The organism is Brackiella oedipodis DSM 13743 (genome assembly GCF_000621025.1).
Taxonomy (GTDB): domain Bacteria; phylum Pseudomonadota; class Gammaproteobacteria; order Burkholderiales; family Burkholderiaceae_B; genus Oligella; species Oligella oedipodis.
In genome coordinates, this window is sequence record NZ_KK211206.1 from 340,428 (window position 1) to 352,736 (window position 12,309).

General features: G+C 48.0%; 11 protein-coding genes. 1 reads left to right on the forward strand and 10 read right to left on the reverse strand.

The features are described 5' to 3' along the window. Positions 1-9 precede the first annotated feature (9 nt). Positions 10-1,929, forward strand: a complete 1,920-nt coding sequence (abc-f, locus tag Q335_RS0108060) for a ribosomal protection-like ABC-F family protein (RefSeq protein ID WP_028358179.1) — start codon at positions 10-12, stop codon at positions 1,927-1,929. 100 nt (positions 1,930-2,029) lie between these two features. On the opposite strand, the gene bioD is transcribed toward abc-f, so the two are convergent. The 10 genes from bioD to Q335_RS0108110 form a co-directional block, all read right to left on the reverse strand. Then, on the reverse strand, positions 2,030-2,680 hold the full coding sequence (gene bioD, locus Q335_RS0108065; RefSeq protein WP_028358180.1) for a dethiobiotin synthase: 651 nt from the start codon (positions 2,678-2,680) through the stop codon (positions 2,030-2,032). Between the two features lie 5 nt (positions 2,681-2,685). Then, on the reverse strand, positions 2,686-3,846 hold the full coding sequence (locus Q335_RS0108070; protein ID WP_028358181.1) for an aminotransferase class I/II-fold pyridoxal phosphate-dependent enzyme: 1,161 nt from the start codon (positions 3,844-3,846) through the stop codon (positions 2,686-2,688). Next, positions 3,830-5,128: an adenosylmethionine--8-amino-7-oxononanoate transaminase gene (gene bioA / locus Q335_RS0108075; protein WP_028358182.1), complete on the reverse strand. Its 1,299-nt coding sequence runs from the start codon at positions 5,126-5,128 to the stop codon at positions 3,830-3,832. Before bioA ends, Q335_RS0108070 begins: the two co-directional genes overlap by 17 nt. Positions 5,129-5,373: 245 nt before the next feature. Next, positions 5,374-5,772 (reverse strand): MerR family transcriptional regulator, encoded by a 399-nt coding sequence (locus tag Q335_RS0108080; protein ID WP_028358183.1) that lies wholly within the window; start codon positions 5,770-5,772, stop codon positions 5,374-5,376. A gap of 45 nt (positions 5,773-5,817) precedes the next feature. Continuing rightward, positions 5,818-6,120: an integration host factor subunit alpha gene (locus tag Q335_RS0108085; RefSeq protein ID WP_028358184.1), complete on the reverse strand. Its 303-nt coding sequence runs from the start codon at positions 6,118-6,120 to the stop codon at positions 5,818-5,820. Positions 6,121-6,164: 44 nt separating this feature from the next. Beyond that, positions 6,165-8,564 carry a phenylalanine--tRNA ligase subunit beta gene (pheT, locus tag Q335_RS0108090; protein WP_028358185.1) on the reverse strand — a complete coding sequence of 800 codons (2,400 nt, stop codon included), beginning with the start codon at positions 8,562-8,564 and terminating at the stop codon, positions 6,165-6,167. 83 nt (positions 8,565-8,647) lie between these two features. Then, a complete protein-coding gene (gene pheS / locus Q335_RS0108095) occupies positions 8,648-9,670 on the reverse strand; it encodes a phenylalanine--tRNA ligase subunit alpha (RefSeq protein WP_028358186.1) in 1,023 nt (340 codons plus the stop codon). 85 nt (positions 9,671-9,755) lie between these two features. Continuing rightward, positions 9,756-10,115 carry a 50S ribosomal protein L20 gene (gene rplT / locus Q335_RS0108100; RefSeq protein ID WP_028358187.1) on the reverse strand — a complete coding sequence of 120 codons (360 nt, stop codon included), beginning with the start codon at positions 10,113-10,115 and terminating at the stop codon, positions 9,756-9,758. A gap of 24 nt (positions 10,116-10,139) precedes the next feature. Continuing rightward, positions 10,140-10,337, reverse strand: a complete 198-nt coding sequence (rpmI, locus tag Q335_RS0108105; protein WP_028358188.1) for a 50S ribosomal protein L35 — start codon at positions 10,335-10,337, stop codon at positions 10,140-10,142. Between the two features lie 419 nt (positions 10,338-10,756). After that, on the reverse strand, positions 10,757-12,289 hold the full coding sequence (locus tag Q335_RS0108110) for a YifB family Mg chelatase-like AAA ATPase (protein ID WP_028358189.1): 1,533 nt from the start codon (positions 12,287-12,289) through the stop codon (positions 10,757-10,759). Between the last annotated feature and the right edge of the window lie 20 nt (positions 12,290-12,309).

The window sequence follows — 12,309 nt, forward strand, 5'->3', positions numbered from 1 at the left end:
AGGGATACATTGATTAAGGCAAATGGCATAACGCTGCAACGCGGTACTAAAGTTTTACTCGAAGACGCTAGTTTTGTGGTGAATCCAGGTGAACGTCTCGGCATTGTTGGTCGTAATGGCTCTGGCAAAACCACTTTATTTGCTCTGTTGCAAGGTCAAATAGACGCTGATGCGGGCGATCTGCACATTCCTGTCGCTTGGCAAATCGCTAGTGTCAAACAGGTGATTGACGACCAGGATAAACGTGCTACCGAATTTGTAATTGATGGTGATCAGCATCTGCGTGAGTTACAGCGACGACGTCAAGAAACGCCTGATAGTGATGGCCATCGCATCGCTGAGTTGGAATTAGCGCTTGAAGAAGCCGGCGTCTGGACGGCCCAGTCTCGGGCTGAGCAATTGCTTGCCGGTCTGGGTTTCCAACCCGAACTATGGCAACAATCTGTGCGCTATTTTTCGGGTGGCTGGCAAATGCGCTTGGCCCTGGCACGCGCCCTCATGAAACCGTCAGATTTACTACTTCTGGATGAACCCACCAATCACTTGGACCTCGATGCCATGCTATGGCTCGAAAAATGGTTAAGTGCCTATAAAGGCACAGTGCTGTTGATTTCGCATGATACGGAATTTCTGAACAATGTGGCGCAGCATATTCTTAATTTTGATCACCAAAAACTTATTCGCTATAAAGGCAATTATGATGCCTTTATAGAACAAAAAGCTGAACATACGCGACAAACACAACTTGCTCACGAAAAGCAACAGCGCGAAATCGCGCATATGCAGAGTTTTATTGATCGCTTTAAAGCTAAGGCCACCAAGGCAAAACAAGCGCAAAGTCGGGTCAAGGCGCTGGCACGCATGCAACAGCTCGCGCCCTTGCAAACCGAGCGTCAAATTTATATTCAGTTGCCTCAGCCACAAGCCATGCCCGATCCCTTGATCACCGCCGAGCACTTGCAAACGGGTTATGCAGGGGCCGATCAGCCCAAAGTGATTCTCACTGATGTGAATTTTATGGTACGTGGCGGTGCGCGAATTGGCATTTTAGGGGTCAATGGCGCGGGTAAATCGACCCTTGTCAAAACCCTCGCGGGTGAATTACCTGCGCTTGCGGGCCAATTGCATTTTTCTAAAGGCGTCAAAATTGCCTATTTTGCACAGCAACAATTGGATATGCTCGACCTGGATGCCAGTCCCCTTTTGCATTTACAGCGACTCGCTCCAGAGAGTCGCGAACAAGAATTACGCAATTACCTAGGCAGTTTTGGTTTTCAGGGGGATAAAGCGACTGATGCCGTGAGGCCTTTTTCTGGGGGAGAAAAAGCACGCTTGGCTTTGGCGCTTTTAGTATGGCAAAAGCCTAATTTACTGTTACTGGATGAGCCGAGTAACCACCTTGACGTCGAAACACGCGAAGCCCTCGCAGAAGCTTTGGCGGTGTTTGAGGGCAGTCTCTTATTGGTCTCGCACGATCGGCACTTACTAAAAACCACTGTCGATAATTTTTGGATTGTGGCCGATGGTAAGTTGCAGGATTTTGATGGCGATTTAGATGACTATAAACAGTGGCTTTTCAATTATAAACAACAAACAAGTGGTCAAGTACAAACGGACTCAGACGATGCTCAAGCCAGTTCTGTCGATAGAAAAACTCAAAAACGCCTTGAGGCTGAGGAGCGTCAACGTTTATCGCAATTGCGTAAACCCTTGCAAACCAAGCTCGATAAGATTGAGCAACAGTTGCAACGCCTGAATCAAGAATTACAAAACATGGATGCCTTGATCGCCGACCCTGTTTTTTATCAAGACGATAATAAGGAGCAAACCGTAGAGGTCTTGAGTCAGCATGGCCAACTCAGTGCTCGCAAAAATGCCCTCGAAGAAGAATGGTTAGTACTGAGTGAGGAACTTGAAAACCTAAGGTAAATGTCAAGCGCCAATGCCTGTTTGGTCGTGTTGCCTGTTTTATCTGCCCTCTTTCCGGGAGTTAGCACAGGATGGTCGCCATCACGGTTGCGCCGTTAGACTAGGCCAAAGACGGTATTTCTAGCCAACGCGTCTGAGGAAACATGTGTTCTGCTCTGTCACGAATAAATTGTTGGGTATCGGCTGCAATCCGTTCATCAGCGACGTCAAAATGGCCATTGTAAGCCAAGGCATAGAGCTCGATGCCATAGCTTTTAAGGGCGGCCAAACTCAATAGCGTATGGTTCAAACTGCCCAGACGTCCGTTGGTAACCAAAATCACCGGCCACGCTTGCTGTTTGACATAATCAATCGTCAGTAATTCCCGGGTGAGCGGCACCATCAAGCCCCCCGCCCCTTCGATCAAGAGGTAATCAAACTGTGCTTGCAAGGCCTGTGTACAGCGTTGAATATGCGCAAAATCAATGGTTTTTTGATCGATTTCTGCCGCCAAATGTGGTGAGGCTGGATAAGAAAAAATAGCGGGCATAGTCAGTCGACTTCTATCCTGTGCTAGCAGGCCTGTGCCCATTAATTGCCGATGTGTTTGAATGTCTTCAGAAAAATCTTGATTGCCTGTTTGAATCAATTTTTGGGTAATCACAGTCTGTGTGGGATGTGCTTGCGCCAATTGTTTGGCGATATAAGCCGTGGCATAAGTTTTACCAATATCGGTATCAATGCCACTTACAAAAAAAGTTTGTTTTGCCATAAGGGTTATAAATAATTCGCAATGGTCGATAAACAGTCGGCATCCAAGCCTGCATGCAATGAAAACCGCAATCGTGCCGTGCCTGCAGGCACGGTAGGCACACGTATCGGTAAGACATAAAAGCCAGCGGCTTGTAGTGCTTGCGCTCGAGCAATGGTACGCGGATTGTCACCGATAATCGCGGGCACAATATGGCTACTCGAGGGGCACGCGTAGCCCGCTTGTGTGATTAATTGCCGAAAGCGCTGACTAATGGCGCTTAAATGTTGGCGTTGAGCGGCTAACTGCGGTAGCTGCTGACAAATATACAAGGTCCACGCCCAATTCATCGCCGGCAAGGCGGTACTAAAAATCAGCGATCTGACGGTATTAATGAAATAGTCCTTCATAAAGGACTCGCACACCACATAACCACCATAGGAGGCACAGGCCTTACCAAAGGTACCACAAATGAAGTCAATTTCAGGCAGGAGTTGCTGTTCTTCAACGCAACCCAACCCCTTTGGACCGCGAACCCCAAAGGCATGAGCCTCATCCACATACAGTAGCACTTTTGGAAAACGTCGTTTGAGAGCCACCAGTGCTGGTAAATCGGCTTCGTCGCCGTCCATACTAAAAATACTCTCAGTGACAATCAACAGCCGCTCGTACTCAGGCCGATCATGATATTGCACTAACAGCGCCTCGAGCGCTTGCATATCATTGTGGGCAAAGCGTAGGCAGTCAGCCTTAGCCAGTCGAATGCCATCAATCATACTGGCATGATTATACTGATCCGATAAAATCAGGGTCTTATATCTTGCCAACGCTGGGATCAGGCCAGTATTCATATGATAGCCACTATTGAACAATAACACGGCTCGGCCACCAAAGGCGTGACTCAAATACTGTTCGAGCGTCTTGGCGCTGCCTTCATTGCCGGTGAGTAACCGCGAAGACGTCGAGCCCAGACTCAACGCCGTGGTTTCTGACTGCGCTAAAAAATCCTGTACAAGGGCGGTATTAGCGGCAAGGCCTAGGTAGTCATTACTGCTAAGGTTCAACAATCGTTGCTCAGCGATGCGCACATAGAGACCGTCTTTTTGGATCTCAGGAAAAGAGCGCCACTGCTGTTGCTGCTTGAGGTCTTGCAACTGCTGGCGATAATATTCAAGACTTGAGCGCATGGTGCTTAATAAAGTCCTCGGATTGTAGGATAGTCGCTAATTGATGCAATAAGAAAGCCAGCTCTTCTTCAGTCATAATATAGGGCGGCATCAGATAAATAATAGAGCCAAAGGGGCGCAACCAAATTCCATGTGCGATCAATTGTTGTTGCATATAGACGCTATCAAAGGCCGTATTGAGTTCTACTACGCCGATAGCCCCTAAAACACGAACATCCTTGATATAAGGTAATTCACGCAAAGAGGCTAAGCCATTTTTGAGACCTTTTTCTATGGTTTGAATGCGTTGTTGCCAATCTTGCTCGAGTAATAATTGGCAGCTCGCATGACCAACACTGCAGGCGAGCGGATTGGCCATAAAGGTTGGACCATGCATAAATACCCCGACCTCACTTTGACTAATGGTATCGGCGACATGATCACTACATAGGGTCGCCGCCAAGGTCATATAACCGCCTGTCAAACCTTTGCCAAGGCACATAATATCTGGCTGGCAGTCGCTGTACTCACTAGCAAATAAGCGCCCAGTGCGACCAAAGCCCGTGGCAATTTCATCGACAATCAGTAGTAAGTCGTATGCTCGGCATAAGCGTTCGACTTCACGCAAATAGTTGGGATGATAAATGCGCATGCCGCCCGCCCCTTGAACAATGGGTTCGAGGATAAACGCGGCACTTTCTTGATGATGCGTTTGGATAATCGTTGCTAACTGCGCCAAGCTTGGCTCCTGGCCATCGTCCTCAAAGCGGCTTTGGGGGGCCGGCACAAAAATACGCCGTGGTAAATCCTTCACAAAAATATGATGCATGCCCTGTTGGGGATCACATACGGACATGGCATTCCAGGTATCGCCATGGTAACCCGAGCGCGTGGTAATGATATTGGTCTTTTGTGTTTGGCCGCGGGCTTGCCAGTATTGCAAGGCCATTTTAAGCGCAACTTCGACCGCCACCGACCCCGAATCCGCATAAAAGATTTTTTGCAGTGATGCAGGCACCATCTGAAGTAGGATTTTACCTAGGGCAATGGCTGGTTCATGCGTCAAACCGGCAAACATCATATGCGACATTTTGCGCAGCTGATGCTCGATCGCTTGGTTCAGCACGGGATGGTTATAGCCATGGATCGCACACCACCACGACGAGACGCCATCAATCAGGCTGGGACCTTGCGCTAATTGTATTTGACAACCTTGGGCTCGCTCTACCACATAAGCGGGTAAGGGTTGACGCATGGAGGTATAGGGATGCCACAAATGCTCTCGATCGAAGCTATCAAACATTGTTAATTCTCTTTTAACTTAAGCCACTCATACACAGACTGCGTGAAGTTATCTTTACTAAAAACCATCAAGCTACCTGATCTATTGCGCTAATCAACCGCGCCAGGCGCCTGCAAATAAATAACCCCTAAGTATAACGAAAATACTTAGGGGTTATAAATACGGCTCAGCATCTAATCAATCATCGCTTGTATTGAGTCAAGCCAATGACTCAAATACATCACAAATTAGTCAAATTAATCAAGTTAATCAAGTAATTGATCGAGCGTGTGCAGTACGTCTTGTAAGTCCTGACGAATAATCCGTAAATCCTTGCCACTGAGTCGCACAGCATTGTCTGCGCTGGTGCTGGCGCTCGCTTCGCGAGGATCACCTAAGCGGTTACGAGCGCCATTAATGGTGAAACCCTCGTCATACAGTAAATGACGAATCTTACGAATCAATAATAACTCGTGATGTTGGTAATAGCGGCGATTACCACGACGTTTGACGGGACTTAGCTGTGTAAACTCTTGTTCCCAGTAGCGCAACACATGAGGCTTGACGTGGCAAAGCTCAGAGACTTCTCCAATCGTAAAGTAGCGTTTGGCTGGGATTGGCATTAACTCAATGCTATCAGAGGCTTGCAAATCGGCTTGTTCCATGACTTTTAATAGTTGATACGGTCAGTGTTAGTAAAGTTTAGCACATTATCTAGCGTTTTCAGCAAGCTCTTTGAGTTTTTGGCTGGCATGAAAGGTCACTACACGGCGCGCCGCTATCGGTATCATTTCGCCTGTTTTAGGGTTGCGACCCGGGCGTGCGTTTTTGTCACGCACCTGAAAATTGCCAAAACCTGAGATTTTGACCGTATCCCCTTCTACCAACGATTTACTGATTTCATTAAAAAACGCTTCAACAATATCCTTGGCTTCACGTTTGTTAAGACCTACGCGGTCAAATAAAAGTTCAGCCAACTCAGCCTTAGTCAAGGTTGCTTTTTTGGTATCCATTTATCGTCCTTTTATAACTTCGTGATGCAGATATAAAAACCACCTTAACGTAAACGGGCGGATAGCTTGTCTTGCAAGCATTTAAGAATATGATTCATACACTGCTCAACTTGTTCATCGTTGAGTGTATTGTGAGCATCTTGTAGAGTAAAGCGTAAAGCTAAACTGCGCTCCTCGCTTTGGCTTTGCTTGTCCTTCCAGACGTCAAATAAATTAACGGCTTGGATCAGTTCTAGCGATTTCGTTTGGGCCAGGGTGTCGAGTAAATCCTGGTAGCTGACTTGGCTTGGTAACCAAATCGCCAAATCGCGAATCACCACAGGTTGATTAGAAAGCTCTTTATAGACCACCAAGGATCTATCGCTAATGGCTTGAGCATCAATTTCAAACACAATAGGCGCTTGGTTAAGCGCGAGTTTTTGCACCCATTGTGGGTGCAATTCACCAATATAACCAATCACTTGCTCATGACGTAAAATCCGTGCACAACGACCTGGGTGCAAAGCGGGATGAGGATGCGCTTCAAAACGCAATTGCTGCGCCAACTGACCGCAGATATTGAGTAAGTCCTGTTTGACATCAAAGAAGTCCACAGCACGCTGCTGAATACCCCACTGCTCGGGTTCGGCACTGCCCCAAGCGGCCGCGGCTAAACGTAGAGGTTGTTGTACCCCCTTAACGCTTTGCTTAGAAGTGCTCACTTGAGCGTCTTTGTAGAACACTTTGCCGAGTTCGAACACACGCACACGGCTTTGTTTGCGGCGAGCATTATGAGCAATATTAGCTAACAAGCCACCAATCAGGCTCGAGCGCATGACGGCCAATTGACTCGCAATAGGATTGAGGAGACGAATAGGATCATGATTGGCCAGGAGATCGCGCTCCCAAGCTTCTTCGACAAAGCTGTAATTCACCACTTCTTGGTAGTCTTGTGCTGCGGTGAAGGCACGTAATTGCTGCGGACTTAAGTGCAATTCATCGGTCGACAAAACATTGGCCGTTGCCACCGGTGCTTGACTTGGGATATTGTCATAACCATGAATGCGAGCCACTTCCTCGATAAAGTCCTCTTCGAGGCTAAGGTCAAACCTAAAGCTCGGCGGCGTGATGGTATAGACATCGTCTGCTGATTGTTGATAGGTAAATCCTAAACGATCAAAAATCCCACTGACTGTGGCCGCATCTAATGGAATGCCAAGAATTTTTTGGCAACGTGCCAAACGCATGCGTACCGGCTCGCGTGCAGGGAGCTTGATACGTTGATCTTCAATAGGACCGGCTTGCCCCCCGCAGACCTCAATGATCAGACGACTTAAATACTCCAGGTGCTCAGTCACCTGTAAAAAGTCCACACCACGCTCAAAACGGTGGGCGGCTTCCGAACTCAATTTGAAACGACGTGTTAAACCGGCCACGGCTTCGGGATACCAGAACGCCGCCTCAATAAAGATATGTTGAGTATCAAGTGTCACGGCAGAGTCGTTGCCCCCCATCACACCGGCAAGGCTCTCGGGTTTATTGTGACTACAAATGACACCACATTTTTCATCGAGTTCGATCTGACTATCGTTGAGCAAGTGCAAGGTTTCGCCAGCGAGCGCCCAACGTACAGTAAGCCCTTGTGGTGAGAGTTTATCAAGATCAAACACATGGGTAGGACGGCCCAGCTCCAACATCACGTAATTAGAAAGGTCCACTAAGACATTGACGGGACGTTGACCAGCGCGAATTAGGCGCTCTTGAATGTACGCGGGCGTGCTAGCCTTGGCATTGATGTTTTTGATAATACGACCAGCAAAACGACCACAAAGATCGGCAGCATCGACCTGTACTGGTAGCGTCTCTTGGATACTGACGGGTACGGCAGTACAATCGGGTTGAGCCAATGGTGCCGCCGTTAAGGCTTGCACCTCACGCGCGACACCCAGCACCGATAAACAGTCGCCACGATTAGGAGTTAATTTGATTTCAAAAACGGCTTCGTCTAGATTGAGCGCCTGACGAATATCCATCCCCACTTCAAGATCTTGAGATAATTCCATCAAGCCTGCATGATCTTGGGTAATGCCCAATTCCTTGGCGGAACACAACATCCCAAAAGACTCTTCGCCTCGCATTTTGGCTTTTTTGATTTTAAAGTCACCGGGTAACTTGGCACCGATTTTGGCAAGAGGTACTTTGAGGCCAGCGGCGGCATTGGGGGCACCACAAACAATTTGTAAAAGCTCACCCGAGCCATCGTCAACCTGACAAATCCGCAACTTATCGGCATTAGGATGGCTACTGATGGTTTTGATTTGTGCCACCACAATACCAGAAAACGCAGGAGCCACCGCGTGCACATCTTCAACTTCTAGCCCCGCCATGGTCAAGGTATGCGCCAAGTCTTCGGTGCTTAAATCGGGATTAATATAAGAACGTAACCAAGATTCAGGAATTAACATAATGAACCATTAAAAATCGTTGTTATACAGCAAATTGCTGGGCTGGTGGGGTGTCGTGTCTAGAGACAAACGCTAGCGTTTGTTTAACGATTAAATTGCTGCAAAAAGCGTAAATCACCCTCATAAAATTGGCGCAAATCATTGACACCATAACGCAGCATGGTGAGGCGCTCAATGCCTGAACCGAAGGCAAAACCAATATACTCCTCAGGATCCAAACCAAAATTACGGATCACCGTTGGATGCACCTGGCCTGAGCCTGAAATCTCAAGCCAGCGGCCTTTGTTAGGCCCTGTGCTGAACATCATATCAATTTCGGCAGAAGGTTCTGTAAATGGAAAGAAAGACGGACGGAAGCGAATTTGTAAATCGTCAGTTTCAAAAAAAGCCTTCAGAAACAGGCTATAGACGCCTTTTAGATCGGCAAAGGAAATATCCTTAGCGACCCATAAACCTTCGACTTGGTGAAACATGGGACTATGGGTAGCATCGCTATCGACACGGTACGTCCGCCCTGGCGCGATGACTTTAATTGGTGGCGTATGCTGTTGTGCATAACGCACTTGCATCGGACTGGTATGGGTTCTGAGCAATAAAGGTAGTTGATCATCATCCTGCATTTCTGTGTAGAACGTATCTTGCATAGATCGTGCAGGGTGATTGAGTGGATTATTTAGCGCCGTAAAGTTAAACCAATCGGTTTCAATTTCGGGACCATCGGCCACAGCAAAGCCAATCGAACGAAAGATTTCTTCGATGCGTTGCCACGATTGCATTACAGGGTGAATACCGCCCATGCCACGACCGCGACCAGGCAGGCTGACATCAATGGTTTCGGCCGCCAGACGCTGATTGAGTTCGGCTTGGGCGAACTCATGGCGACGTTGGTTGAGGCATTCCTCAATTTGTTTTTTGACCTGGTTGATTTGTTGACCGCGTTGGCGTTTTTGCTCGGGTTCAAGCTGGGCTAAGCCCTTCATGAGTTCTGTGACGGCGCCCTTTTTACCCAAAAATTTGGCTTTTTCGTTTTCGAGCGTTGCGAGATCGGGCGCTTGCGCGAATTTTTGTTGTGCTTGTGCGATTAAATCGTCGAAAGATTCACTCATGACCATACCATAAAAAATTAAACGGGACTCATACCTCATTGTAGAGCCCCGTTAATGACTAACTGACTAACGAATAGCTTGAAATTTAAGCGCTTAGGGCTGATTTAACTTGTTTTACAATCGCCTCAAAGCCAGCTTTGTCGTTGACTGCCATATCTGCTAAGACTTTACGATCAAGATCGATAGAGGCTTTACGCAAACCAGCAATAAAAGCACTGTAAGTCACACCGTGTTGACGAACAGCGGCGTTGATACGAGCAATCCAAAGTGCACGGAAAGTGCGTTTTTTGTTACGACGGTCACGATAAGCATATTGACCTGCTTTCATGACGGCTTGTTTGGCAACTCTAAAGACGTTGCCACGACGACCGCGATAACCCTTAGCGGCTGAAATTACTTTTTTGTGACGAGCACGTGCGGTTACACCACGTTTTACGCGAGGCATATGATTCTCCTTAAGCTTTTAAAGTTACGCATATGGCAACAGCGTTTTGGCTGCTGCAACATCTGATTTGTGGATCTCTGTGGTGCCACGTAATTGACGTTTATTTTTGGTCGTTCTTTTGGTAAGAATGTGACGTTTAAACGCGTGACCACGCTTAATAGAACCGCTACCGCGGACGATGAAACGCTTAGCTGCGCCTCGTTTTGTTTTCATTTTAGGCATGATTATTTTTCCAAAATGTTAACCCAAGGTGTTTGCCCATTGTGGCAAAACTTTTATGACCACGGTTAATCCTAATGACTACACAGGACAACTCTACATGCAACAGATCTGCGCTTTACATGACTAAATGCAGCACAAGCCTAGACATATACAGCTATCTGTATAGTTACTCTGACAGTGTTCGAATCAGATCCAGAGGATCATAGTCAATTAGCTATCGGCATAAAGCATAAAGGCGCTTACACTCAATAACTCAATGAACCATGATCATGCATCATGACCTAGACTGCAAAATAAGCCTGATATTATAACGATAGATCTCAAATTTGTCTAGAAATTTCTGATTTAATGCATTGATTTACAAGACAATTACTTAGATTGTAACGACTTATAACAGCAATGGTCGATCCCCTAGAGAGCTACGCTTGATCACTGCTACGGGTACTTAAGGTAATCGCCTGTGCCATGTCGGCCACTTGAATGCACTCATGCTGTTGCATGTCGGCGACTGTGCGGGCCACCCGTATAGCGCGGTGCGACACCCGACCTGACCAGGCAAAGCGTTTAATGGCTTTATTTAACAGGCTTTGTGCGGCGTCTTCCAGAGGAGCATACGTTCTTAAGTCAGCAACCGTTAAATGCGCATTGAGTTTCGCTTGGCGTTGGTATTGACGCTGTCGACAAGCGATGACGCGTTCTTTGATAATCGCTGAAGATTCGGCCGCGGGAGCTGACATCCAATCGGCACTCAATGGCTGCAGTGTCAGATGGATATCTATGCGATCTAACAAAGGCCCAGAGAGTTTACTTTGATATTTTTGGACCTTTTCTGGAGGACAACGACAAGGCTTGCTAAGGTGCCCCAAATAACCACAAGGACAAGGGTTGGCGGCGGCAATCAATTGGAATTTGGCTGGAAAGACTTGACGGCTTCTGGCGCGAGAAATGCAAATTTCACCCGTCTCCAGGGGCTCGCGTAAGGCCTCTAAGACGCGGCGATCGAATTCGGGCAATTCATCCAAAAACAAAATCCCATGGTGCGCTAAAGAGATCTCTCCTGGCTTAGGGATGGCCCCACCCCCTACAATAGCAGCCACTGAAGAAGAATGATGAGGGCTGCGAAAAGGTCTGGTCATATACACGGGCTTAGCATGGGCAGTGGACTGGGTCAGACTATAAATCGCCATGACCTGCAACCGTTGGGCTTGTGTCAGATCGGGCAGAATCCCTGGTAGCCGCTGCGCCAGCATGGACTTGCCCACCCCGGGTGGTCCTTGCATGAGCAGACCATGACCACCACTGGCGGCAATTTCTAGGGCATAGCAGGCCTGGGCCTGCCCCTTAATATCTGACATACAAGGCAATGCTGCATCTTCTTGGATGGCCAAATCACTCTGACTGGCGCGTTTGAGCGTTTGGCTTTGGTTGAGATAAGCCACAATTTGACCGAGGGTGTTGGCCTTATAGACGGTTAGGCCGGGGACACAAGCGGCAGCCGCGCCATTGGCCTCGGGCACGATCAGGACAGCCCGCGGGTCTTGTTGATAAATCGCTAGCGCTAGCACGAGCGGCGCGCGCACCGGAATCAGGGCGCCTGTCAGGGAAAGCTCACCGACAAAATACAAATGCGGCAGCAGAGTCTCCAAGTCGCGCTCGGGCATTTGAATCTGTGCCGTCGCCAATAAAATCCCCAGAGCGATGGGTAAATCAAAACGGCTCGACTCCTTGGGTAAATCGGCCGGTGATAAATTAGCGGTGATGCGCCCAGCTGGAAAACTATAACCACTACTGAGTATGGCCGCGCGCACGCGCTCCCTACTCTCGCGGATGCCGGTATCGGGCAAACCGACAATAGTAAAGGCGGGTAAACCGGGCGCTATATGGACTTCACAACGGACTAAAGGCGCGCTAAGCCCTGATAAGGCGCAGGTATTTAAAACGGCAAGTTCCAACATAACCTCTGTATTTAAGT